Origin of the sequence: Corallococcus praedator (assembly GCF_003612125.1) — a bacterium.
GTDB lineage: Bacteria > Myxococcota > Myxococcia > Myxococcales > Myxococcaceae > Corallococcus > Corallococcus praedator.
Genome location: NZ_RAWI01000109.1, coordinates 1 through 24926 on the forward strand (window position 1 = coordinate 1; position 24926 = coordinate 24926).

General features: G+C 70.0%; 21 protein-coding genes. 9 read left to right on the forward strand and 12 right to left on the reverse strand.

Translation table 11 applies throughout. The annotated features are described in order from the left end of the window. The 5 genes from D7Y13_RS16390 to D7Y13_RS16410 all read left to right on the forward strand — a co-directional run. A partial coding sequence (locus D7Y13_RS16390; protein WP_120630714.1) for an alpha/beta fold hydrolase occupies positions 1-879 on the forward strand: 879 nt, incomplete at its 5' end. A gap of 121 nt (positions 880-1000) precedes the next feature. Beyond that, a complete protein-coding gene (locus D7Y13_RS16395; protein WP_147444234.1) occupies positions 1001-2164 on the forward strand; it encodes a hypothetical protein in 1164 nt (387 codons plus the stop codon). A 72-nt stretch (positions 2165-2236) separates the two neighbouring features. Further along, positions 2237-3247, forward strand: a complete 1011-nt coding sequence (locus tag D7Y13_RS16400; RefSeq protein WP_120582846.1) for a DUF2157 domain-containing protein — start codon at positions 2237-2239, stop codon at positions 3245-3247. A 2-nt stretch (positions 3248-3249) separates the two neighbouring features. Next, positions 3250-4353, forward strand: a complete 1104-nt coding sequence (locus D7Y13_RS16405; RefSeq protein ID WP_120582845.1) for a DUF4401 domain-containing protein — start codon at positions 3250-3252, stop codon at positions 4351-4353. Then, positions 4350-4847, forward strand: coding sequence for a GDYXXLXY domain-containing protein (locus D7Y13_RS16410; protein WP_120582844.1), 498 nt, complete (start codon positions 4350-4352; stop codon positions 4845-4847). Before D7Y13_RS16405 ends, D7Y13_RS16410 begins: the two co-directional genes overlap by 4 nt. A gap of 46 nt (positions 4848-4893) precedes the next feature. On the opposite strand, the gene D7Y13_RS16415 is transcribed toward D7Y13_RS16410, so the two are convergent. The 9 genes from D7Y13_RS16415 to D7Y13_RS16455 form a co-directional block, all read right to left on the reverse strand. Further along, positions 4894-6615: a sigma-54-dependent transcriptional regulator gene (locus D7Y13_RS16415; RefSeq protein ID WP_120533282.1), complete on the reverse strand. Its 1722-nt coding sequence runs from the start codon at positions 6613-6615 to the stop codon at positions 4894-4896. A 349-nt stretch (positions 6616-6964) separates the two neighbouring features. Further along, the gene (locus D7Y13_RS16420) at positions 6965-7636 is read right to left on the reverse strand and encodes a trimeric intracellular cation channel family protein (RefSeq protein WP_120533283.1); all 672 of its coding nucleotides are present in this window, start codon (positions 7634-7636) and stop codon (positions 6965-6967) included. 101 nt (positions 7637-7737) lie between these two features. Then, positions 7738-8535: a class I SAM-dependent methyltransferase gene (locus D7Y13_RS16425; RefSeq protein WP_120582843.1), complete on the reverse strand. Its 798-nt coding sequence runs from the start codon at positions 8533-8535 to the stop codon at positions 7738-7740. 6 nt (positions 8536-8541) lie between these two features. Next, the gene (locus tag D7Y13_RS16430; RefSeq protein ID WP_120533285.1) at positions 8542-9300 is read right to left on the reverse strand and encodes a ZIP family metal transporter; all 759 of its coding nucleotides are present in this window, start codon (positions 9298-9300) and stop codon (positions 8542-8544) included. 32 nt (positions 9301-9332) lie between these two features. Continuing rightward, complete coding sequence (locus D7Y13_RS16435; RefSeq protein WP_233595377.1) at positions 9333-10613, reverse strand: COG3014 family protein; 1281 nt, start codon at positions 10611-10613, stop codon at positions 9333-9335. Between the two features lie 8 nt (positions 10614-10621). Further along, positions 10622-11233 carry a penicillin-binding protein activator LpoB gene (gene lpoB / locus D7Y13_RS16440; RefSeq protein ID WP_120582841.1) on the reverse strand — a complete coding sequence of 204 codons (612 nt, stop codon included), beginning with the start codon at positions 11231-11233 and terminating at the stop codon, positions 10622-10624. Positions 11234-11247: 14 nt separating this feature from the next. After that, on the reverse strand, positions 11248-12063 hold the full coding sequence (locus tag D7Y13_RS16445) for a hypothetical protein (RefSeq protein ID WP_120582840.1): 816 nt from the start codon (positions 12061-12063) through the stop codon (positions 11248-11250). Between the two features lie 5 nt (positions 12064-12068). Beyond that, positions 12069-12635 (reverse strand): hypothetical protein, encoded by a 567-nt coding sequence (locus D7Y13_RS16450; RefSeq protein WP_120533288.1) that lies wholly within the window; start codon positions 12633-12635, stop codon positions 12069-12071. A gap of 119 nt (positions 12636-12754) precedes the next feature. Then, entirely contained in the window at positions 12755-14392 is a 1638-nt protein-coding gene (locus D7Y13_RS16455; protein ID WP_120582839.1) for a mechanosensitive ion channel family protein, read from the reverse strand. A gap of 181 nt (positions 14393-14573) precedes the next feature. On the opposite strand from D7Y13_RS16455, the gene D7Y13_RS16460 reads away from it, so the two are divergent. The 4 genes from D7Y13_RS16460 (at position 14574) to D7Y13_RS16475 (ending at position 19831) form a co-directional block, all read left to right on the forward strand. Beyond that, entirely contained in the window at positions 14574-14960 is a 387-nt protein-coding gene (locus D7Y13_RS16460; protein WP_120533289.1) for a response regulator, read from the forward strand. A 10-nt stretch (positions 14961-14970) separates the two neighbouring features. Continuing rightward, on the forward strand, positions 14971-16536 hold the full coding sequence (locus D7Y13_RS16465; protein WP_120582859.1) for a cytochrome c family protein: 1566 nt from the start codon (positions 14971-14973) through the stop codon (positions 16534-16536). A 125-nt stretch (positions 16537-16661) separates the two neighbouring features. Further along, positions 16662-18608: a LysM peptidoglycan-binding domain-containing protein gene (locus D7Y13_RS16470; protein ID WP_120533290.1), complete on the forward strand. Its 1947-nt coding sequence runs from the start codon at positions 16662-16664 to the stop codon at positions 18606-18608. Between the two features lie 260 nt (positions 18609-18868). Then, positions 18869-19831: a L,D-transpeptidase family protein gene (locus D7Y13_RS16475; RefSeq protein ID WP_370451642.1), complete on the forward strand. Its 963-nt coding sequence runs from the start codon at positions 18869-18871 to the stop codon at positions 19829-19831. A 32-nt stretch (positions 19832-19863) separates the two neighbouring features. Here the strand turns inward: D7Y13_RS16475 and D7Y13_RS16480 are convergent, their stop codons facing one another. The 3 genes from D7Y13_RS16480 to D7Y13_RS16490 all read right to left on the reverse strand — a co-directional run. Then, on the reverse strand, positions 19864-21621 hold the full coding sequence (locus tag D7Y13_RS16480) for an ATP-binding protein (protein ID WP_120582838.1): 1758 nt from the start codon (positions 21619-21621) through the stop codon (positions 19864-19866). A 77-nt stretch (positions 21622-21698) separates the two neighbouring features. Continuing rightward, on the reverse strand, positions 21699-24230 hold the full coding sequence (locus tag D7Y13_RS16485; RefSeq protein ID WP_120582837.1) for a serine/threonine-protein kinase: 2532 nt from the start codon (positions 24228-24230) through the stop codon (positions 21699-21701). A gap of 108 nt (positions 24231-24338) precedes the next feature. Beyond that, positions 24339-24926 (reverse strand): hypothetical protein (locus D7Y13_RS16490; protein WP_120630715.1); only part of this gene is annotated, 588 nt, incomplete at its 5' end.

Here is a 24926-nt window from a genome sequence, read left to right on the forward strand (position 1 = left end):
GAAACAGCCCTCCTGGCCCAGTTGGCCCCCGCCGTGTTGCCCCAGGTCCACTGGCTGCCCGGGGGTGGCGCGGTGCGGATCCTGGAGGGGGGCCCCCCGGCGGACGCCCCGGAGGCGCCTCGTTCGACGGTGGTGTGGCTGCACGGGCGGGGCCAGTCCGCGACGCACTGGTTCCCCTATCTGACGGCCCTGGCCCGCCACCACCGCGTCCTCGCCCTGGACCTGCCCGGCTTTGGCCAGTCCACCGCCCCGGAGCTGCGCGTGCGTTCGGCGGAGGACGCGGTGCGGTTCTTCACCGACCCGGTGGAGGAGGCGCTCGGGATGCTGGAGTCGGGGCCGGTGGCGGTGGTCGGCCACTCGCTGGGCGGACTGGTGGCGCTGGAGCTGGCGCTGCGCGGGTCGGTGAAGGTGGAGCGGCTGGTGCTGGTGGACGCGATGGGGCTGGGGCCGGAGATGACGCGCGCCTCGCGCCTCTTCTTCCGCGCGGGGCCGGAGCGGCTGGCCCGCAACCTGGGCCCTTGGGCGATGGCGCGGATGCTGCCACCGCCGCCGACGCCGCTGGGGGAACGGTTGGGGGCGCTGGGCTACGAGTTGCTGGAGGTGCGGGGCGGCCGGCCGGAGGCGGCGCAGGCCTTCAACGCGCTGGTGCCGCTCACGGGCCCGGTGTTCCACCGCCTGGAGCGACTGGGTGAAGTGAAGCAGCCCGTGCTGCTCGTCTGGGGCGAGCGCGAGGAGACCCTGCCCATCGCGCTGGCGGACGAGGCCGCGCGGAGGATGCCCCAGGCCCGCGTGCTGCGCGTGGACTGCGGCCACAGTCCGCACCTGGAGCGGCCCGATCGCGTGCTTCCGGAGCTGAAGGCCTTCCTGGACAATGAATGACAGTCGCACGCATGAGCATCGCCAGGGTTTGCCCTCCGAAAAGCCAGACATGGCATACTCGGACGAAGGCGGCTCGAGGCCGGTCGGACCGCGTTGGGGAATCACGGGAATGCATACAAGCTTGGAATTGAAGTCCCGAGGCGGTTGGGCGCTCGGCGTCCTGTTGGGTGTGGCGCTGACCCTGGGGGCCTGTGGCAAGGACCCGGTCGAGGAGCCGGGACTGCAGCCGGGGGCGCAGGGCGAAGTGGAGCTCACGGCGACCGAGCCCGTCCGCCTGAAACTCTCCGTCAAGGCCGGCCAGCTCTACCGCTTCGTCTGCGAGGTCGTCGCCCCTCCCGGCGTCACGCTCTCGGGGTGTGTGGTTCAACTGCGGGATGCGAAGACGCTGGAGCCTCTGGGAGAGGCACGCTCCACCGGCATCAAAGAGAAAAGGTGGCAGGTCACTGCCTTCTGGACCGCGTCCACGAACGGGCTGGCCGTGATGGACCTCCAGTCGCCCAGCCCTGGAGACACAGGACAGTTCCGCTACCTGTTCACGGAGGCCGCGGATGATGCGGGCGGCTCCGCGGGCGAGGCCGTCAACCAGCCGGTCACGGAGACGGGCTCGGGGTTCGAGGGCTCCCTGGAGTCCGCCATGGATGTGGATGCCTGGCGGCTCTCCGTTCCCGCAGGTCACATCTTGCAAGTCAAATGCTCGGCGACGGAGGCCAGCAGCGAGCCGAACACGGAACTCATTCGTCCGGATGGGACGTCCCTGGGGACGTATAACTTCGGCACCTACCCCTTTGGGGAAGGCATTCCCTACCTCCCCGTCAAGAACGTCGGCGGTGGGGACCTCATCCTGCTCGTCCGGCCCGCGGAGCCCCGGACGTATTCCACCCGATACACGTGTTGGGTCAACGATGCGGGCCCGGATGACCATGGGGACGTCGCGGCGCAGGCCACCGTCGTGACGGTGCCCGCGCAGGTGGACGTCACCTTCGGCTCCAGGAATGACGTCGACGTGCTGGGCGCGGAACTGGTCGCGGGCCACGTGTATCTCCTGAAGGACTCCACCTACGCCACCCCCAGCACCACCTCCACCGTTTATTGTGGCACCACGGTGACGGATCCCCAGGGCATGCAGCAGGGCTCGAAGCTGGCCACCTATGGAGAAGGGGCACGGTTCACGGCCACCACGAGCGGCCGGTATTTCTTCGCGCTCGAGCGCTCCTTCAGCAACGGCCCCAACGGGTGGATCTATCCAAAGACCCACCACTACGAAATCACCGACGTCACGCCGTAGCACCGACTGTGTCTGGAGGGGCCGGGCACCATCCGCCCGGTCCCTCCGTCAAACAGGCTACAGTCCCCCGCCGTGACGAAAGACTTCCTCGACCTGGAGGCGACGCCGGAGCGCTTGCACGCGCTGGCGGACGCCCGAATCCTGAGCCCCGACGCGTACGGGCGCGCGCTGAACCTGGCCGTCGCCTCGCCGTCGCGCTCCGCGTGGCACGCGTTCGTGGCCATGACCCTGATGGCCCTGGGCTCGCTGCTGGTGCTGGCGGGCGTGGTGTACTTCTTCGCCTACAACTGGGCGGAGCTGGGACGCTTCGCCAAGCTGGGCCTCATCGCCCTGGCCATCACCGGGACGGCGGTGGGTGCGTGGCGGCTGGGGGACCGGCCCGCGGGCCAGTTCGCGCTGCTCGCGTCCGCGGTGCTCGTGGGCCCGCTGCTCGCCGTGTACGGGCAGACGTACCAGACGGGCGCGGATCCGTATGAGCTGTTCATCGGCTGGGGCGCGCTCATCCTGCCGTGGGTGGCGCTGGCGCGCTTCACGCCGCTGTGGCTGCTCCAGCTCGTGCTCGTCAACACCGGCGTCATCCTCTTCTGGGGCCAGCGCATGGACGGCCTGGGTTCGCGCGAGGGCCTGCTGGCGCTGCTGCTCGGCGCGCTCAACGGCTTCGCCTGGGCCACGTACGAGCACTTCGCCAACCTCAAGGTCCCCTGGCTCCAGGGGCGGTGGCTGCCGCGCGTGCTGTCCCTCATGACGGTGACGCCGCTGCTCGGCATGGCGCTGCTGTTCATCCTCAGCGACTCCGACCGCTCCATCGAATCCGGCCTGTCGCTGCTGCTGCTGCTCGCCGCGCTGGGCGGCATCTACGCGCTGCACCGTCACCTGCATGGCGAGCTGTTCCTGCTCACGGTGGGCGCGCTGTGCGCGATGACGCTCGTCACCACGGCGGTGGGCTACTTCCTCATCAAGGCCAGCATGCCGGAGGAGATCGTCCTGCTGGTGATGACCCCGCTGGTCATCGGTGAGATGGCGCTGTCGGTGACCTGGCTGCGCCACGAGTCCCACGCCACCGGCGTCACGGAGGAGACCTGACCATGGCCCTGCGACCCTCGATGCGGGAAGTCCTCCAGGGGCTGGTGGCCGAAGGCCAGGTGGACGCGGAGGTGGAGGCACGCGCCCGCACGGCGCTGGAGGTCCGGCAACGGACGATGAATGCCTCGCCCTGGTTCGTGAAGGCGCTGTCCGGCCTGGGTGCGTGGATGTCCGCCGGCTTCCTGATGAGCTTCTTCGCCTGCGTCGGCCTGTGGGACGAGGAAGGCGTCTTGCTCGTGTTGGGCGTGGTGCTGTGCGGAGCGTCCGTCTACCTGCGGCGAGAGCTGGAGGGGCCCTTCATGGAGCAGCTCGGGCTGTCCACGTGCCTGGCGGGCGCGGGCTCCATCCTGTTCGCCGTGGCGGAGTGGACGAACAACGACGTCACCGTCGCGCTCACGGCGGTGGGGCTGGGCGCCCTGATGCTCGCGTACTTCCCCGACGTCGTCCTCTACTTCCTGGCCACCCTGGGCATCTGCCTGTCCCTGGGCTTCCTGGCGGAGAAGGCCCTGAGCGGCATGGGCGTGGACCTGTGCGTGGTGCTGGGCTCGGCGGCCCTCTGCGGCCTGCTCATCTTCGAGCCCCGGCTGCGCAAGGGTGCGCTGGGTGACCGCGTGGGCCCCATGGCCTTCGCGCTCGCGTGCGCGGTGCCCGGCTGGCTGCTGTTCCGCAACCTCGTCGGCATGCAGGACGGCTTCCACTACCTGTTCCGGGGTGACTTCCTGCCACCCGTGGCGCTGACCGTGCCGCTGGCCGCCATCGCGCTGTGGACCGGATGGCAGGTGCTGCGCGAGCAGGGCCTGGACAAGGACCGGGGCGTCTGGCTTCCGGCCGTCCTCGCGCTGGTGCTGCTCACGGGGATGACGCTGAGCACGCCGGGCCTGCTCGTCGCGGGCCTGATGCTGACGCTCGGCTTCCACCGCCGCAGCCGCGTGATGCTGGGGCTGGCGGTGGCGTTCCTGCTGACGTTCGGTTCGTTCTACTACTACGACCTGCGGCTCACCCTGCTCGCCAAGGCGCTCGCGCTGGTGGGCAGCGGGCTGGTGCTGCTGGGCGTGCGGCAGTTCTTCCAGCGGCGGGCTCCCGCCGTGCTCGCGGAGGCCCGATGAAACGCGGCGCCGTCATCTTCGGAGGGCTCGCGCTGGTGCTCGTCGCCACGGCCGTCCTCGTCGTGCAGAAGGAGACCGTGCTGGCCCGGGGCCGACCGGTGTTGCTGCGGCTGGCGCCGGTGGATCCGCGCTCGCTCATCCAGGGCGATTACATGGTGCTCGACTACGCCATCAGCCAGACATGGCGCGAGGGCAACGAGCGGCCCCAGGAGGATGGCAACGTGGTGCTGCGCCTGGACGAGCACGGCGTGGGCCAGTTCGTGCGCTACGAAACGCCGGGCACCACGCTCGCGCCGGACGAGCTGCGCCTGCGCTTCCGCCTCCGGAACTCGCGCATGCGCCTGGGCGCGGAGGCCTTCTTCTTCCAGGAGGGCCACGCGGACCGCTATGCCAATGCACGCTACGGCGAGCTGCGCGTGACGGACAACGGCACCAGCGTGCTCGTGGGCCTGCGCGACGAGAACTACCAGCCGCTGGGCAAGGCCGTGCAGTGAGTCACCCGCGCTGCGCCCCGGTGCGTCCGGGGCGCGGCGGCCCGCCTCACGCGGCCTCTTCGCCTTCGAGCAGGTCGGAGAACGGCGAGCCGTCCTCGCCCAGCGCCTTGTAGAGCGCGTCCACCTTCTCCAATTCGCGCTTGAGCGCCTTGTGGTGGTTGCGGTTCTTCACCAGGCTCTCGCGGCCCAGCAGGCGGAAGGCCTCGTCGCGGCCCACCTGCCGGATGGCCAGCCCCAGCACCAGTCCCCGGAAGCCGTCCGCGAGGTCCAGGTCCAGCGGCCCGCCCCGGCGGCGTGCCTCGCCCACGAACGCCTGCGCGGCGGCGCGCAGGGCCTCCGGCAGCGGACGTCCGCCCGGTGCCTGCTCGTAGTCCAGCGCCCGCGCCACGTGCTTCTCCTGCAACACGAGGTCGCCCGCGGCCGCGGCGTGCTCCACCATCGCCAGCGTGTAGGCGCGCCGCACGATGTTGTCGAGCTGCCGCAGGTTGCCCGGCCAGGAGCTTGTCACCAGCAGGTGCTCCGCCTCCGGCGCCAGTCGCGCGGAGCCGTCCGGCAGCCGCTCGCGGTGGCGGCGGTTCACCATGTACCGCGCCCAGAGGGGAATCTCGTCGTTGCGGTCCTGCAGGGGCGGCATGCGCACCGGCAGCACGTTCACGCGGTAGTACAGGTCCTCGCGGAAGCGGCCGGCCCGCACCTGCGCGTGCAGGTCCGCGTTGGTGCCGATGATGAAGCGCACGTCCGCGAGCTTCTCGCCAGTGCCCTCGCCCAGCGGCCGGTAGCTGCGCGACTCCAAGAGGTGCAGCAGGCCCGCCTGCGCCTTCAGCGACAGCTTGTCGATTTCGTCGATGAACAGCGTGCCGCCATCCGAGCGCGCCACCACGCCCGGCGCGTCGCGCGTCGCGCCGGTGAAGGCGCCCTTCTTCCAGCCGAAGAGCTCCGCCATCTGGAGGTCCTCCGGCACCGTCACCAGGTCCAGCGTCTCGAAGGGCTTGCCCCGGCGGTTGGAGCGCTCATGGCACCAGCGCGCCAGCCGCGACTTGCCCGCGCCCGTGGCGCCGCTGACGAGGATGGTCTCATCCTGCAGCGCGAACACCTTGAGGATGGGCAGAAGCTCCGCCATGGAGCGGCCCACCACGGGCAGGAATTCGTCCACCTCCGGCGTGGCCACCGGCCGCTGCGGCAGCGCGGTGAGGTACGGCGCCGCGACGTCCGTGAAGAGCTGGAGCACGTCCCCGGCGTCGCGCCAGACGAACTCCTGGCCCATCGCGGCCAGACACTCGGCCTCCAGCGAAATCATGCCCTCCATGCCCGCGGGCGTGCGCAGGGGCAGCACGCACACGTGCGTCGCATGACGGCCCAGGAAGCGCTGCTTGCTTTCGTTGCTGTGGAAGCCCGCGAGCCCCGGGTCTCCCGTCACGGGCGCGTCCGGCGCGTGCGGCTGCACCGTGCCGATGTTCACGTCGATGGACACCGCGCAGCGGTGCTCCACCACCGCGCGCCACGCCGTGGCGGAGGTGAAGAAGGGCGTCCCGACACCCGCGTCCGTCGTCTCCTTCGCGCCCACGTCCAGCGCCGCCAGACGGCGGTACGCTTCTCCGGGACGCAGGTGGACAATGCCGCGCAGGACCCGGGCCCGACCCGCGTAGCGGCTGGACGCCACCGCGGCCTCCGCCGAGGCCAGCATCCGGCGCAGCGTCGCCGCCGCAGCAGACTCGAAGTCCCTGGAATCCCTGAGCGCAGCCATGAGCTGCGCCAACTCGTCTCGCATCCCCTTCGCCTCCGTGAGGATGCCGCGCCACCGCAGACCGCAGCGAAGCCGTCCCGAAAACAGACGCGGACTCTATCGGAGATGAAGCATGGAGAGCGCGGAAGGAGCGGCCCCTCCTTCCGCGCTCCGGGTGCTTTCGGATGCGGTACACACCGTTGCCAGCGTGTGCCAGGACGCTAATGCGGATGTCATGCCAACGCTGTGTCCACCGTGATTCCAAGAGGTTCCGCGCAGCCCTCTGCCCTGGATGCGTCCAGACAGAACGCGGACGCGTCCAAACAGAACGCAGACGCGTCAGCTCCCGTCCCTGACGCGTCGCTTGTTTGCTCTACAAACGAAGAAGCGGGGTTCATCCCGCGCCCAGGGTGGCGAGGTGCGGCAGGTTCCAGCCGCGCCAGACGCTGATGACGCGCAGGGCGAAGCAGGCCGCGCCGCCGACGAAGGCCATGGTCCGGGAGGCTCCCCCCAGACGCTGTCCCACCACCATGACGAGCGCCCCGGCCAGCGCCGCCACGGCGTAGATGTCCGCGCGCAGCACGGTGGGGACGTGGGCCAGGAAGAGGTCGCGCACGGTGCCGCCGCCCGCGCCGGTGATGGCGGCCATGAGGATGGCCATGAGCGGGCGCAGGCCGAAGTCCAGCGCCTTGCGCGCCCCGGAGATGGCGAACAGGGACAGGCCCGCGGCGTCCAGCGTGACGAGGAGCGCGGCGGGGACGGACGTCACGAAGCGGTGGAGCAAGAGCACCGTCGCGCCGCCCGCGAAGGCGACCAGGGCATAGCGCTGGTCACGGATGGCATTGGGCGGGATGGCGCCGATGAGCAGGTCGCGCAGGATGCCGCCGCCCAGCGCCGTGGTGAACGACAGGACCAGGATGCCCAGCGGATCCAACCCACCCGCGATGGCGGCGATGGCGCCCTCCACCGCGAAGACGAAGGTGCCGGCGAAGTCGAAGCCCAGGAGCAGCCGCACCTCGCGGCCATCCGCGCGCGCCACCGTCTCCCGCACCGGCGAGGCTTCCATCCCGGGGACGCTAGCACCCGGACTCCCGGGCCCTGCGCCCTGCCCCCGCGCGTCCATCCACCGAAGGACACCGCACCCTGTCCGTCAGGGCGGTGCGCGTGTCAGGGAGTGGCGGAAGCGTCCGGCTGGAGGACGAAGACCCGGTCCAACCGGTTGCTGCCGCGGCCCACCGGCGCTTCCAGGTCGTAGTCGAAGGTGAACGTGGCGGCGACGCGCAGGCCCGCCTTGCGGAACAGGCGCTTCACCTGGGCCTCGTCGTACGTGCGGAAGTACCACGTCGTCTCAATGAGCCAGTCCTTGCCAGGGCCGGTGACGCGCAGCCGGTTGCGCATGGGCGAGCGGCGCAGGCGCTTCTGCGGAAGGCCCTCGTGCGTGTTGCACACGACCTTGTCCGGGCCCACCTGCCCCACCCAGCGCTCATGCTCCGGGGCGGAGCGCGCGTAGTCGGTGAGGTGGAAGCCCAGCACGTAGATGCCGTCCGGCTTGAGCAGCCGCCGGGTGCCCACCAGGTGCTCCACGGTGGCCTTCTCGCTGTCCAGGTAGCGGAAGGTGGAGACCAGCGTGTGGGCCAGGTCCACGCGGCCTTCCAGCGCGGGCTCGAAGAAGTCCTCCATGCGCGCCCGCGACAGCTTCACGCGGCGGCGCTCGGCGGGGGTGAGGCGCTTGCGCGCGTGCGCGAGCATGGCCTCCGACAAGTCATAGCCCGCGACGCGCAGGCCCCGGCGCGCGGCCTCCTCCACCAGCCGGCCCGCGCCACACGCGGGCTCCAGCCACTGCTTGCCACCGGTGCCGTAGCGCTGGCTCAGCGCCTGGAGGAAGTCCGCCTCGCGCACGGTGTCCGTGCCGAAGATGGCCTCGTAGTACTCCGGATGGTCGTACCACTCCTTGCGTCGTTCCATGGTGCGTCAGTGCTCCGTGTGCCCGAAGAGGCGCGCCAGCACGAACATCACCAGCAACCCGGCTGCCAGTGCCACCAGGTTGCGTCCAGGCTTGTCCCGCCCGTGCTTGTTCACGTGCGGCAGCAGGTCCGACACGGCGATGTAGAGGAAGGTGCCCGCGGAGAAGGCCAGCGCCTTGGGCGCCAGCGATTCGAAGCGCAGGACGGCGTCGAAGCCGAAGTACAGCAGCGCCCCCACGGGCACCATGGCGCCATACAGCGCCGTGTACGCGAGGATGGTGCGGCGCTTCTTGCCCTCCGCCTGGAGGATGGACGCCAGCGACAGGGACGAGGGAATCTTGTGCGCGGTGATGGCCAGCAGCGCCATGGCGCCCACGCCCTCCTTCACGGAGGAGCCCAGCGCGATGCCGTCGAAGAGCGTGTGCGTGGACAGGCCCAGGAACGCGCTCAGGCCCAGCGCGTGGCCGTGCACGTGCTCGGCGCAGTCCGGCGGCTCTTCACAGGTGTGGGCGACGAGGTAGCGCTCCAGCACCAGCACGAAGAGGAAGCCCAGCGGGACGAGCGCGAAGGCCCACCACCCGCCGCCCTCGTACGCCTCCGGGAGCATGTGGAAGAAGGCCGCGCCGAACATCACCCCCGCCGCGAAGGCGAGGAAGGTCACCAGCCGCGTGGAGCGCTCGTTGAAGACGACCACCGCCGCGCCGGCCAGCGCGCTCACCACGACGATGCAGGAATAGAGAAGGACTTCGGCCACGACCGACGACATGGGGCGCGCACCCTAACCCCAAATCGCGGCGTTCAATAGCTTCGCACCACCAGCACCGACACCCGGCCCGGCTTCACCTCCACGAAGTGGGTCGTCGGACGGCCCGGCGCATCCACCTGGACGGTGTGTTTTCCCGGAGGAAGCCGGAAGCGCGCCACCTGGAACTCCGCTGGCAGTGACAGCCAGGAGCGCAGGTCGGGCTGGTTGCCGGCGTTGAGCAGCAGGAAGGTGAGCACGCCCAGCTCCTTGCTCTTCGCCAGCGCGCCCACGCCCGCGGCCACGCCCGCCTTGGCCACGGCCCCCGCGAGCTGCTTCGCCAGCATGCGGCCGATGCGGTCGTTCAGGTGCACCTGGGCCACCCGCGCCAGCGACGTCACCGTCACCGCCCGCTCCGACTGGCCCTCCACCGCCACGCGCACCGGCGGTGTGCCTCCCCGGTCGCGGTACACGGGCACGGAGATGAGCTCCCCGGAGTCGTTGTAGTCGCGCGACGTGGACATCTTCTCCGGCGACAGGCCTGCCTCCACCACCACCACGAGCTGCCCGTCCCCCGGCGCCAGCGCATCGTGCGCCACGTCCGGGAACTTCTGGGACAGCATGGCGTAGGCGTCATCGCGGCCCGTCTTCTTCGCCAGCCGCAGCAGGGGCTCCACCAGCCCGCCCAGCCGAGGCTCCAGCTCGTACGCCTTCATGTAGTCGATGAAGGCCGAGTCCCATTCCCGCTGGTCCTCGTACAGCACGCCGCCCAGATAGCGGGCGATGGCGAGCTGTTCGTACGGCTTCTTCTCGTCGGTGATCATCTTCTCGATGCGCTCGTTGACGCGGCGGACCTCCACGAGCGCGTCCTCGTCCCGGCCCAGCTGCGCGTAGTTGAGCGCCTGGAGGACGGAGATCATCAGCTTCTCGAAGTCCTCTCCCCGGTAGGCACGCCGGCGCTCGTTGCTGAGCAGCACCCCGGCCTCCTCGCTCACGGAGGTGATGTCCAGCTCCCCCACGAGCCGGTCCGCCTCCGCCAGGACCTTCGTGCTCACCTCCCACTGCCCGGCCGCGTGCAGGACCATTCCCTTGTCGAGCAGCAGCAGGAGCTGGTCGCGCTGGGGGGCGTTCTTCTGCTCGCCGTCCAGCTCCTGGAGGGCGCGTGGATAGTCAGAGGACTGGTACGCCGCGCGCGCGGACGCGGTGCGCGCCACGTAGTCGCTGGCGCAGCCGCTCAGCAGGCCCAGGGCGGTGATGAACAGCAGGCCCCAGCGCACTCCCGTCAAGCGGACGGAAGCGCGTGGGGCCCGCGAGGCGATGTCGGACGGGTTGGACACGGAGGCGACTACCAGCTCACGCCCTGCTTCTCGAACTTCTTGCGGATCTGCTTCTCATCCGTCCAGGCGATGGTGCCCGAGCGCACGTCGTTCAGCTTCGCCGTCATCTTGTAATAGACGAGCTTGTCGCGGCCGACCTCCTGGATGATGGAGGCGAGGTCGCCCGTCATCAGGAAGTCCACCGACGCCTGCTGGCCCGGGGCCTTGGCGGCGTCAGGGCTCACGTAGCCGGACTGCTGGTACTCGTACTCCTCCGCGATGTCCTGGCGGGCCTGCTGGTCCACCAGCGCGAAGCGGCCCGTCTGCGCGAGCGCCGTCTGGATCTTGTCCCCCAGCGAGCGCATGTCGATGTGCTCACTGGTGCTGTTGCGCAGCTTGCCCACGAGGACGATGGGCAGGGGCGAGCCCTGGGGCGGAGGCTGGGCGAAGCGCGGCGAGGTGGCCAGCGACTCGGCCATCTTCTTGGCGATGAGCTGCAGGTCGTTCTCGTTGAAACGGTCCCCCAGCATCTCGATGGTGTTGGGGTCCTCGTAGGTGCCACGCGTGAAGGCGCGCGGACCACCGCAGCCGACGAGCGTGACGGCGACGAGGGCGGACAGCAACAGGCGGCGGGTGTTCATGGTCGGGTTGACTCCTAGTTCCATTCGCATTCGAAGCGGCTGCCTTCGAAGTTCCACTTGTAGGCAAGCACCGCGTCGCGGCGGTAGCCGGCCGTGAGCCGGCAGAGGCTCTGCAGCGAGCTGCGCGGATAGTCGAAGGAGTACGTCTGCGCCTTCGAGCGCTCCTGCGCGGTGAGCTGCGAGGGGTGCGTGAGCGTGGGGCTGGCGCTGGCGGCCACCAGCACGCGGTGCGCGCCGTAGGTCTTCAGCGGCACGCGGCCGGCCAGCTGGATGCGGCGCACCGTGCGGGCAATCACGATGTCGCTGCGGTCCACCATCGTCTCATGGGTGTTGCGGCGCTGGAGCAGCTCCGGGAGGTTCGCGGAGAACACGCGGGTGATGTCCCCGTCGTCCACGAAGAAGTACAGGAACGCCTCGCGCGCGGTGCGGCTCTCCCCGGTGAAGTCCAGCGTCACCAGCAGGTTCAGCTCGCGGTTGGGCGCGAGCCCCTGACGCGACACCGCGGCGATGACCGTCTTGTCCACGCCCGCCTTCTTCAGGCGGATGAGGCCATCCGCGCTCGCGTCACACGCGCAGCGGCGCTCTTCAATCATCTTCACGAGCTGCGCGGGTTCGAAGCCGGCCTGGGACAGCTTGGTCAGCTCGTCGTCGGTGAGGGGCAGCTGGTCCGACCGCTCGTAGATGCGCGGCAGCTGGTTCGGGTCCCAGTTGATGATGTTGTAGGTCTGCACGTCCCCGGTGGGGAACGGCAGGGACACGGGAGGCGAGGCGACGCGGGGCGCCTGGGCGGCGGTCAGCGCGACGGCGGCGGCGAGCAGTTGGGCGATCATGGCGGTCAGAACCGGTATCCGATGTTCATGAACAACCGGTTCGTCACTCCTCCTCCCCCGATGGGGATGTCCGGCGAGTAGTGCAGGCCCATGAGCACGCGGTCGCGGCGGCCCAGGAGCATCTCTGCGCCAATCTGCGGCGACAGGGCGAAGCGCAGGCCCTCGCCCTCCGGGATGACGATGGCGCCCGCCTTGATGCCGGCGGTGAAGGACACCGGCCAGCCCCAGGTGCGGAAGGTGGGGCCCACGTTGCCGATGAACCGGCCGCCGTCGAAGACATAGGCGCCGCTGGCGTCCAGGCGGTACCAGTCATCCCCCCAGAGGGAGACGGTGGCGCCCACGAACAGCGGCGGGCCGTCCGGCGCGCCCGCGGGGTTCTGCTGGGAGTTGATGGCCGCGCCCCAGTCGAACTGGAGCGACACGCCCCGGCGGTTGTCGCCGTAGCCGCCCTTGCCGTACTCCGACTCCTCGGGCCCGTCGGTGCGACCGTCACGCTCCTGGGCGCCCGCGGACAGCGGCGCGGCGACGGCCAGGAGCGCCAGGGCTCCGCACAACGTGACAGGACGCTTCATCTGTTGGACTCCCCAAGCGTGGGTGCGATTGCTCTTGCGCGATGTACGTCGCGCCGGCCGACATATTCAACGCGCGGCGAACATCCGTGCAAGCGCCTGTTCTTCCAGGCGCCCTCACGTCAGGCCCGGGGCTCCGGGGCGCCGGCCGTCGCCGTCTCCGTGTCCTTGGGGGCCAGAGTCAGGGCAGGACGGGATTCACTGCGCACCGTGGGCAGCCACTGGGGCCGGGCGCGCAGGAAGAGGACCATCCGCTCCCGGACGAGGAAGCGCAGATCGCCCAGTTTGTCGGAGCTGGCCGCGCTCACCAACGCGCGCACCGTGAGGGTCTTGTCCATCACGTCGAAGACGACCAGCGTCTTCACCCGGCCATCCCACAGGTTCTTGCCTTCCTCGGCCAGGATGCGGTCCAGCTCCGCGCGCAAGGCGTCGATGTCCGCCATGTAGTCCACCTGGAGGATGACGGTGCCCATCATCTCCGGGGAGCCCTTGCTCCAGTTCTGGAACGGCTTGTCCAGGAACTGGGTGATGGGAATCACCATCCGGCGTTGATCCCAGATGCGCAGCACCACGTAGGTGAGGGTGATCTCCTCCACGGTGCCGAACTCGTTCTCCACCAGCACCTGGTCGCCAATGCTCACCGGCTGGGTGATGGACAGCTGGATGCCGGCGAGCAGCGTGGAGATGGACTTCTGCGCGGCAAGACCGATGACAAGGCCCGCGATACCGGCGGAGGCGAGCAGCGACACGCCGACGTTGCGCACCACCTCGAACTGCATGAGGAGCAACGCGGCGGCGATGACGTAGGTGGCCACCTCGAACACGGCGCGCAGCACGGCCAGCTGGGTGCGCAGCGAGCGCGCGCGGGGCTTGTTGCCCGCCTCGCTGGCGACGCGGCTCTGGACGAACGCCTCCGACACCCGCAGGAAGCGCAGGATGAACCACGCCACCGCGATGATGACGAGCGAGTAGCTCACCCGCTCGCTCAAGAGCCGCAGCTTCGGGGGCAGCAGCAGGAACGACGTGCCCAGCGCCAGCAGGCCGGAGAAGAACGGCAGCCGCAGGGGACCCCGGCCCGCGCCGACCAGCTGGTCGTCCCAGCTGATGTTCGTCCAGCGCGCCACGCGCAGCGCGGTGGCCAGCAGCAGCTTTTCAAGGAGGTACGAGAGGATCCACGCGCCCAGCAGCGTCACCACCAGGCCCAGCCACTGCCACGGCTCCAGGCCCACGAACGTGCGGTCGAAGAAGAAGGACGGCAGCGTCTCCGTGAGCAGCGGGCCGTATTCATCGAAGAGCGGGTCCACCATCTTCACGGTGGCCTCCGCGAACACCCAGGTGGGCGTGCCGTCCACCGTCACCCGCTGCAGGCGGATGGGCACGCTCTCGCCCTTGAGCGCGATGGCGCCCAGCGAGTCGAAGCGCGCGTTGGCGGCATCCGCCTCCGGCGTCTTGGACAGCGCCGACATGTCGATGGACAGCTCGCGGTCCAGGACGAACTTCAGCCGGCGCGCCAGCTGGGGCCCCTTCGTGGCCTGTTCGGAGGCCGGCAGGAAGTCCAGGTAGAGGTGGTGGGCGGCCCGGGGGTAGTCGCCGCGATGCACCGCGTCCAGGAACCCCTGCGCGGTGGCCCGGGGGGACTGCCGGTCGAGGTCCTGCGGGACCTGCCCCAGGCCGGGGTTGAGCGCCACGGCAGGCAGACCTACCAGGACGGTCCAGAGGAGAAGGAGGGCCGTCAGGGCCCTGGGGGCGCGGTGCTTCATGGGCGCCTCCATACTCCTTTTCGGCCCGGTTGCCCGTGAAAGACGGACTTGCTCCCGGGCCGACCGGGCGGGCGGAAACACCCTCGGCGGAAGCCTGGAAGCCGGGGTCCGGGGCCCTGACGGGAAAGCATTGGTGCACCGGGAGGTGGTGGGCTAGAACCGACCCCCAAGGAAGGTCGCCGTGTCCGAGCAGAAGCGAAGAATCCTCCTGATTGACGACAGCGAGATCACCCTCGCCATGGAGAAGGCCGTCCTGGAGGCGCGCGGCTACGAGGTCGTGGCCACCTCCACGCTCATGGAGTTTGAGAAAACGCTCCAGATCTGGCGGCCGGACCTCATCCTCACCGACATCCACATGCCCGAAGCGAAGGGCACGGACATCTGCCGCACGCTGAAGAACGAGTACGGCACGCAGGACATCCCCATCGTGCTGTTCTCCAGCCTGCCGGACGACGAGCTGTCGAAGCTGGCGGAGCAGGTGGGCGCGGATGGCTCGCTCTCCAAGGTGAACGGCCTGGAGGCGATGGGCGAGAAGATCGACGAGCTGGTGCAGAGCATCCTCTGGTGAGGTGATGGTGATGCGCGCGGTCGTCCTCGCGGTGCTCGTGGGCGCGCTGCTCTCCGGTTGCAGGCGACAGGAGTCGCGTCCCCAGGAGGGCGCCTCCTCGGCGCCGCAAGCCCCCGCCCCGGCCGCATCCCCGCCGGGCGCTGTCCTCTTCATCTCCGCCGACACGCGCGGCTACCTGGGCCCCTGCGGGTGCAGCGAGAACATGCGCGGCGGCATCGGCCGGGCGGCGTTCCAGGTGCAGGAGGCGCGCAAGGGTGGCCAGCCGGTGCTGTACGTGGACGGCGGCAACAGCCTCTTCGGCGAGTCCCACCTCAAGCCGGATCAGGTGCCCCAAGAGGAGCGCAAGGCGAAGGCGCTCGCGGACGCGTTCAGGACCATGGGGCTCGCGGTGCGCGCGACGGGAGAGTTGGACGACACGCGCGGCGCGGACTTCCGCCGGGGCCTGGGGTTGCCGGAGGTGGCGTCGGGCGGGGTGAAGCTGCTGGACGCCGGCGCGCGCAAGGTGGCCGTGGTGGCCGCGGCCTCTGGAGAAGCGCTCGTCCAGGCGAGCCAGCAGGCGCGGGCCCAGGGCGCGGACTTCGTGGTGGGCCTGTTGGATCAACCCCTGGAGGCGGCACAGGCCGCCGCCGCGCTGCCGGGACTCGCCGCGAACCTGGTGGTCGCCACCCACAGCGCCGGGGAGTTCTCCGCGGAGGAGAACCGGCTGGTGCGCTCCGACGTGCCGGTGGTGGCGGTGCAGAGCAAGGGGCGTTCGCTCTTGCGCGTGGACCTGACGTACGCGGCCGCGAAGGGGCCGTTCGCGCTCCAGCGCTCGCAGGGGGACGTGGACCGGGAAGTGACGGCGCTGGAGCAGCGCATCACGCTCCTGGACAAGGAGATCAACCTGCCGGGCATCGACCCGAAGCTGAAGGCGCTGAAGCAGGGCAAGCGCGACGAGCTGGCGGCGCGCAAGCAGGGCCTGCTCACCGCGCCACCCGCGCCCGCCACCGACGTCAACGGCTTCGCGCTGCGCTTCCTGCCGCTGGAGTCGAACCTGCCCTCGGCGCAGGACACGCAGGCGCTGGTGAAGGCCTACGACGCGGACGTGGGGAAGCTGAACCTCGAGTGGGCGAAGGCGCACGGCCAGGACTGCCCCCTGCCCGCGAAGGGACAGGCGGGCTTCGTCGGCAGCGCGGCGTGCGCGGACTGCCACGCGGAGGCCACCACCGTGTGGCAGGGCAGCAAGCACCACCACGCGTGGGAGACGCTGGAGGCCGTGGGCAAGCAGCACCACCTCAACTGCATCGGCTGTCACGTCACCGGCTGGCAGCAGCCCGGCGGCGTGTGCCGGTTGGACAAGGTGGCCGGCCGCGAGGACGTGGGCTGCGAGAGCTGCCACGGCCCGGGTTCAAAGCACGTGGAGGCCCCCAGCCCGGAGACCATCGTGGGCAAGCCCGGGCAGGCGGTGTGCGTCACCTGCCACAACCCGGAGAACTCGCCGCACTTCGACTTCGCCACCTACCTGCCCCGCATCCTCGCTCCAGGTCATGGAAGACCTGTAAAGAGCGGGCAGGCAGGAGAGCCCCCGGCGAAATAGGGTCGCCTGCTCCCACCGGGCGTCCGTCCGGAGGGCATACCGTGCGACTTGTTGTTTGACTGTCAAGAAAGCTGGCGAATACTGCGGCCTTCGCCTGCTTCTGGGCGACCTCGCCTGGCGTTCCCATGCCGCCTCTTTCACTGCTCCTGCTTGCCCTGGCCTCGGTCCCCTCCCCGCAGGGGGTGGCGCCGAAGCCCGTGCCGCCGCCCGGCGTGCGTGCGCTGCCTTCCTCGGAAGCGCCTTCGCTGACGGCGGACGGAAGCCTGGCCGTGCCCCCCGTCCCCGTGGAGGAAGGCGAGGAGACGGACGAAGTGGAGGCCGAGTCCGCGGAGCTGGAGGAGCTGCGCGCGCTGGAAGGCGCCGCGTTGGATCCGGAGTCGAAGCCGAACGCGGAGATGATGCAGTCGCTGCGGCGGCTGGGCCTGACGAACCCGCTGCGGCTGCGGATGTTGGACGCGCTGGAGGAGCCCACCTTCCGCGAGGACGACACGCCCCCAGCGCTGGCGCGCATCACGGACCTGTCCACCTTCGATGTTTCGCTGGTGAAGGACCGCTTCGACATCCCGGTGGACATGCAGCCCCGCGTGGCCGAGTACGTCCAGTTCTTCCAGGGCCCGGGCCGCAAGTGGTTCCGCAAGTGGATGGCGCGCTCCACGCGCTACCTGCCGGTGATGCAGCCCATCCTGGAGTCGAAGGGGCTGCCCCGGGACACGGTGTACCTGGCGATGATTGAGAGCGGCTTCTCCGCGAACGCCTATTCGTGGGCGCACGCGGCCGGGCCGTGGCAGTTCATCTCCAGCACGGGCAAGCAGTACGGCCTCAAGCAGGATTTCTGGGTGGACGAGCGGCGCGACCCCATCAAGGCCACGCACGCGGCGGCGTCGTACCTGAAGGACCTCTACGGCGAGCTGGGCCACTGGTACCTGGCGTGGGCGGGCTACAACACGGGTTCGTACCGGGTGCGCAAGATGGTGGAGCGCTACGGGACGAACGACTGGTGGCTGCTGGCGGAGGAGAAGGGCCTCGCGAAGGAGACGAAGCACTACGTGCCCAAGCTCATCGCCGCGGCGCTGGTGGCGAAGAACCCGGAGGCGTTCGGCTTCTCCCAGGAGGAGTTCCAGTACGAGGCGGCGCTGGACTACGACGAGGTGAAGCTCACGGATGCCACGGACCTGGACGTGCTCGCGCGTTCGGCCGGGGTGAGCGTGATGGACGTGCAGGACCTGAACCCGGAGCTGAAGCGCTGGTGCACGCCTCCGGCGACGGCCGCGAAGCCCTACGTGCTGCGGCTGCCCCGGGGCACCTCCACGCTCTTCGCGGAGAACTTCCAGAAGCTTTCGCCGGCGGACCGGCTGACGTTCCGCGTGCACACGGTGAAGCGCGGCGACACGCTGTCGCAGATTGCCCAGCAGTACGGCACCGCGCCGGAGGCCATCCTTCAGATGAACCGGCTGAAGAGCGCGCGGACGCTGAAGCTGCGCGCGGAGCTGGTGATTCCGGTGCCGTCGGGCCGGGGCGGCAGCGGCGACGCGGGAGGGGCCATCGCGTCGAAGGTGGCGCAGGCGCGGCGCAGCGGCGTGGTGGCGGTGCGGCCGGAGGACGAGGTGCCCGCCGGGACGCCCAAGGGACCCGTGGCCGCGGGGCCGGTGAAGACGGAGAAGGTGAACGGCCGCACGCGCGTGACGTACGGGGTGCAGGAGGGCGACAGCCTGTGGCTCATCGCCAACCGCTTCCAGGTGTCGGTGGACGACATGAAGCAGTGGAACAACCTGCCCCGCCGCAACCGCACGCTGTCGTTGGGCACGCTGCTGACGGTGTGGCCGCCGGATGCCAAGGGCGCGACCCCCGCGAAGGTGGAGGAGCGCGGCGGCACCATCGTCGTGGCCAGCGCGGTCGCGGGTCAGGCGCCCGCTGGCCCCAAGGGTAAGGTGCACACGCTGGTCGAGGGCGAGACGCTCTGGTCGGTGGCGCAGCGCTACAACGTGTCCGTCGAGGACATCATGAAGTGGAACCACATCAAGGACCACCGCACGGTTCCCACCGGCAAGCTGCTGTCGCTGAGCGCGCCGTAGCGGTCGTGCGTGATGGAAGGTCCCCGGGAGCGTTTCGCCCCGGGGGCGCGGCGTGAAGTGCCGGCCGGGGCCTTGCAGTGCCCGGGGCCATGATTGCTTCCGCGCTGCTTCGAGAGACCTCCTCGCTTCCCGCTGAACCGTTCGACCCACGAGAGGCCGTCCCCGAGGACCTGGGACCGCGCCCCGGGGTGCCCCCGCTCCGATACGTCCCGTCCCGTGGAGCCGAACGTCCCGACGACAGGACGGTCTCCGGAAGCGCGGTGCTCGCAGCGGAGAGGACCTCCACCCGCGCGCCCGTGTTCGCCTCGCTCACGGGGAGCAACACGCTGACGCGCTTTGATGCGCGGGTGGGTCCGCCTCGCACGTCGGCGGTCGGCGGGACGCCCATACCGACGGCGGACACCGCGCACTCGACAGCGGCCACGGGCATCGTGCTCACACCCACCGTGGCCATTGAGCACCCGCGCTTCACCGGTTCGCCGCAGCTCGCGGACGTGGCGGCGGGCGTGGCCGTGCTGGGACCGGGCTCTCGCGGGGACGGACTGCGCGCGGTGCAGGGCGCGCTCATGGACATGGGCTTCGCGCTGTACGGCGGCGCGGACGGACGCTACGGCCCGGACACGGCCCGCGCGCTTCGCAACTTCCAGGTGCACGCGGTGGGGGCGGCGTTCCCCGGCGTTCGCGCGAGCGGCGTGCTCGACGCCGTCACCCTGCGCGCCCTGGAGGCCCTGGCTCCGGCGCAGGGCTCACGCGGACAGGCGCGCGCCCTGCCCTCCCCCTTCTACGCGGGGCAGCCGGTGCGCGTCGTCATTGCCCTGCGCGAACACCGCACCTTCCTCTTCGACCCGGAAGGACGGCTCCTGGACATCTTCCCCAACGCGGTGGGCACCGCCGCCACGCCCACGCACCCTGGCCTCAAGGTCGTGCGCGCGAAGCTGGATCAGGTGGCCACGGAGAACGCGGGCGCGCGGCTGTGGAACGACCGGCACGTGTTCGGCGCGCGGCTGCTGGACCTCTCCTGGGTGGATGGCCACCGCAGCGGCGAGGAGCTGCACGGCACCAGCGCACCCGCGCTGCTGGGCGGCGACGTGTCCCATGGCTGCATCCGCCACGCGAACGAGGACATCCTCGTGCTGCATGACGCGCTCGCCGTGGGAGACCGCATCGCCGTGGTGGAGACGCTCCAGGACCCGCACCTGGGCGTCCCCGTCACCGTCGGCTGAACCCACCACCGACGGTGCACGGTCTCATGGACTCACTGCTCTTCGAGCAGCATCTTCAGCTCCCGCACGCGCCGGCTGATGTAGTCCCGGTCCAGCGCGCGGAAGTTCTCCGGCAGCAGCGCCCGGCTGGTGCACTCCTGCACCGCCACCAGGTTCTGCATCTCAATCTCCAGCGGGTAGCTGGGCGGCACGAAGTCCGCCAGCACCGCCGCCAGGTCTTCCTTCGTCACCTGGTCGCGGTTGTCCGCCAGGGCGCGGAACTTCGAGCGCACCATCACCGCCTCGATGTCCGCGCCGCTGAAGGCGCGCACGCCCTCCGGAATCAGCGTGGCGAAGGACTCCACGCCCTCCACCGACACGCCCGTCTTGCGGCTCATCACCTGGAACAGCTCGTTCCGCTCCTCGTCCGTCTGCGGATAGAAGAGCGCGATGTGCTCCTCGGCGCGTCCCTGGCGCTTGAGGTCGATGGGCAGCAGGTCCGGCCGCGCCGTCAGCAGGAACCAGACAATCTTGCCTCGGTACTGCGTGTTGCCCATGAAGGCCGCGATGGAGCCGAAGATGCGGCTGCTCGTGCCCGAGTCGCCACCGGAATCGCGGTTGCCGAGGAAGGTGTCCGCCTCGTCGACCATCACCGCCACCGGCCACAGGGCCTTCAGCAGGTTGAAGATCTTCTCCAGGTTGGCTTCGGTGACACCCTGCCACTGGCTGCGGAAGTTCAGGAACTTCACCACCGGGATGCCAATCTCCCCGGCGAAGCAGCTCACCATGAACGTCTTGCCCGTGCCCACCGGCCCGCTCAAGAGGTAGCCCATGGGCATGACCTCGATGCGGCCCTTCTTCAGCGCGGACGCCGCCTGCCGCAGCATCTGCTTGGCGTGCGCGTGCCCCGCCACCGCGTCCAGGTTGTGCGCCGGCTCGATGAACTCCAGGAGGCCGTGGCACTCCGCCTGGATGAGCTCCTTCTTCTTCTCCTTGAGCAGGTCCGGCGTGATGCGGATCTCCCGCTCCAGCGCCTCCGTGAGCACCCGGTCCAGGTTGATGCGCGACAGGCCGGCCGTCATCTTCGCCAGGCCCGCGAGCGGCACCTCCGACAGCGACTGGAGCCGCTTGCCGTCCAGCTTGGAGCGCACGTAGTCCAGGCGCTCCTCCTCCGTGGGCAGCGGCAGTTCGATGGGCGCCACGTACGGGTTGCGGCTGATGCGCGGCGACATGTCCGCCAGGTTCTCCGCCAGCAGCACCACCGACACGTCGCCCGCCAGGAACTGCGGGTCGTGCGCCCACTTGTCCAGCGTGGCCACGACGAAGCGGTCCTCCGCGGACAGGTGGCTCATCTCCCCGCCAGGGACCAGCGTCTCCGCGAAGTCGATGATGAGCGCCAGCGAGCGGCCCTCGCTCAGGCGCATGCGCAGGAAGTTCTCAAGAATCTGGAGCGCACGGCCCGGATCGCGCGGCATCACCTTCGCGTAGTCCGTGCCGTACATCGCGTCGTAGCCCGTCATGGCCCGCGCCAGGTCCTTCTGCGTCTCCGGCGTGGCGGAGCGGATGCCCGACGAGCGGTCGTAGAACAGGACGTGGTCCCGGCCGCCGAACAGCTCCTCCGACAGGAAGGTCTTGAGCGTGCCGAAGCCGCGCCCGCCGTCTTCCAACTGCAGGGGCTGCAGATCGCGCACGGCCCCGTACAGCAGGAAGGTGCTGACGGTCTTCGTGTAGTACTTGCGCGCCAACTGCTGCGCCCACCGGGGCAGATCCGCCAGCGGATCCGCCTTGTTCACCTTGCGCACCTTCGTCACGAGAACCCCTCCGGTGTCGCTCCCCCCACGGTCATCAGGGGGGAGGACCCTCAGGATTCAAGCTTAAGCGCGACCGCTCAATCGCGACAACGCGCCTGCTTCTTCAGCGTCGCATCCAGCTTGATGACGGCGCCCGGCGTGGACGACACCACGTCCACGTCCTCGTCGGAGTGGCACTTCGCCTTCAGCGTGAGCTCACGCGTCCCCGGCGGCACCCGGACCGGATTCGGCGTGACGACGCCCAGGTCCTTGTTGCCCAGGTAGATGGCGGCGCCCGGCGGGTTGGAGGTGATGACCACCTCCAGGTCGGCGCGCTCCAGCGTGGCCGACAGGTCCAGGGCCCCGTCCTTCACGGCCATGTTCCGCACGAACGGCTGGTGGCCCGGGGACGACACCTCCACGAGCGGAGTGTCCGACGTGAGGGAGAAGTCCCGGATGACCGACTCCCGAGCGCCCTGCGCCCGCGCCACCTTGCCGTCGATCTTCACCTCGGCGTCATCAGGCCGCGTCTTGAGCACCAGCACCACCGAGCGCGCCTGCCGCTGGAGCACCGCCCGCACCGGCGCCGCGCTGGTGCCTTCGGCCACCATCACGTTCTGGTTGAAGGGCTCGAAGCCGGAGCAGGACACCACCACCAGCGTGTTGCCGACCGGCACCTGCTTCAGGATGAAGCCTGTGTCGGGGAACGGCTCGGCGACGCCCGTGTTGATGGTCACCCGGGCGCACGACTTCGCCTCGGGCGTCTTGAGCTCCACCATCACGTAGCCCAGCGAGGGGCTGCTCGGCTTGAACACCACCGCCATGCCCACCAGCAGGAGCAGCGAGGCCAGACCGATGGCGCTGTAGAGCAACCGCTTGTCCAGACCGCGCAGGCCCAGACCCGGACCGGGGCTCGCGTCCTCCTCGACGACGTCCTTCGACCGCGCCTCCTTCGGCGGGTACGGACGCGGCGGATTGCCCAGCACCGGCGGCGCGGGAGGCCGCTGCGGGGCCGGCATCGGCTCCGGCGGAGAGTCCGGCCGGACGATGCGCGGCAGTTGGCCCTCGCCCGCCCGGTTCGGCGTCGGACGCGGCGAGGGGGCGTCGTGCGACATCAGCGTGGGCACGTTGGTCAACGACGGGCGCGGCGGCGCGGCGTTGAGCACCGGCATGTTGTTGTGCGACAGGCGCGGCGGCCCCACGGTGTACGCGGAGGAGGACGGCGGGAGGGTGCGGGGCTCCTCCTCTTCCTCATCCTCCTCGTGCGCGGCGGCCCGGGACTCCAGCGGCGTCACGGCGCGGCCAACGGCGGCGCCGGGCTGGGTGGTGGGCTCCGGCGCGTCGTTGAAGACGGCGTCGCGGTCCACCATCTGCGTCGCCAGCTCCTCGTCCTCCTTGGGCGAGGGCGCGGCGGGCGCGGCGGTCAGCTTGGGCAGCGCGGCGAGCGTGGGCGAACGGCGCGCCCCCTGTCCCTGCGACGACGCGTTCGGGCTGGAGGCCCGAGGCTGCGGCGGCGCGTACACCGGCTCCACTGCCGGCGCGGACGAAGGCTGCACCGCCGGCAGGTTCGTCATGCTCTGCGTGGGCACCGGCGACGGGCCGCTGTAGCCCGCCTCGATGGCCGCCAGCATGCCGTCCGGCGCGCGGATGTCCGCGTACTCGGCCAGGCGCTGCTTCTCGCGCTCCACCTCTTCGGCGAACGTGGACTTCATGTACTGCATGAGGTCCTTGCGGCTGAAGATGGAGTCGCTCGTCAGCAGGAAGCGCTGCAGGTCGTCGCCGAGCTCGCTCGCGTACTGGTAGCGCTCGTCCACGTCCTTCGCGAGCGCCTTGAGCACGATGCGCTCCAGCGCCTCCGGGATGCGCCGGTTGTACGTGGACGGCGACGGCACCTCCGCCTTGCGCACCTTCTCCAGCACGCTGAAGTCGCTGTCGCCCACGAAGAGGCGCTCGCCGGTGAGCATCTCGTAGAGACACACGCCGATGGCGAACACGTCCGAGCGCCGATCCAACGGCAGGCCGCGGATCTGCTCCGGGCTCATGTAGCCGAACTTGCCCTTGAGGATGCCCGCCTGCGTCTTGGTGGCCTTGCCCGCCGCCTTCGCGATGCCGAAGTCGATGACCTTGACCTCGCCCTCGAAGGACACGAGCACGTTCTGCGGCGAGATGTCGCGGTGGACGATGTTGAGCTCGCGCCCCATGCCGTCCTTCTTGCGGTGGGCGTAGTCCAGGCCCTCGCACATCTTCGCCACGCAGAAGGCGACCAGCGGAACCGGCGCGGGTTCGCCCTTCTTGCGACAGCGGTCGAAGATGGCCCGCATGTCCTTGCCGGGGATGTACTCCATCGAAATGAAGTAGCTGCTGGCGATCTGCCCCAGTTCGTAGATCTGCGCGATGTTGGCGTGGGTCAGCTGGACGCTGATCTTCGCCTCATCGATGAACATCGAGATGAATTCTTCATCCTCGGCGATGTTCGGCAGGATTCGTTTGATGGCGACGAGCCGCTCGAAGCCACTGGCGCCGAACTGCTTGCCGCGCCAGACCTCCGCCATGCCGCCGATGTTGACGCGGTCCAGGAGGAGATACTTCCCGAACGGGATGGGTTGCCGCTTCGGTTGAGAGGTCGTCACTTTGGGTGGGGGTAGAGTCCTTGCAGGGAGCCTATCGATCGCGGCTCCGCAGGGTCAACCGCGCACGCGGACCTATTTCCGGCCGCTTGCTCTGCAAGCGGGCCAGACTCAAGGCGAATCGGATGCGGCTTCGCCGTCCGAATCCACTTCGGGAAGCTCCAATTCGATGGCCGGCTCCGCGTCGTTCTCCTCTGGGGAACGCGCTCGCACGACGCTGAAACGCGGCTCGCCCCGGGTGGAGAAGAGACCGGGCGCACCAAAGCGCACCTCGGCGGGCAGCCCGACCAGCGTTACCCACGCCTGCTTGCCGTCCGAGGCGACACAGTACAGCAACGTGCCCGGGCGCGTACCAGAAGCGTCACGGGCGGGGCCTTCGCAATTCCTGCGCACCTGGAGTGCGTAGGAGGGCACCTGGACACCGCGCAGCCGGTAGGGCGGCGTGCCCAGCGCGTCGACGATGGGCTGGAGCACGCGCGCCTCCACCGGCACGGCCTCCGGAGTGGCGTGCTTCTGGGCGGCTTCGTGGAAGTTGCGCAGCGCCACCGCCGCCTGCGCTTCCGCGTCCAGCGGGGACCGGCCTTCCGACAGCACCAGGTCCAGGAAGAGCGCGCCCACGAGCAGGATGGGCAGGAGCCGGTAGCCCTTGAAGCCCTCCGGCTGCTTGCGCAGGAGCCCCACCCCCAGCACGACCAGCCC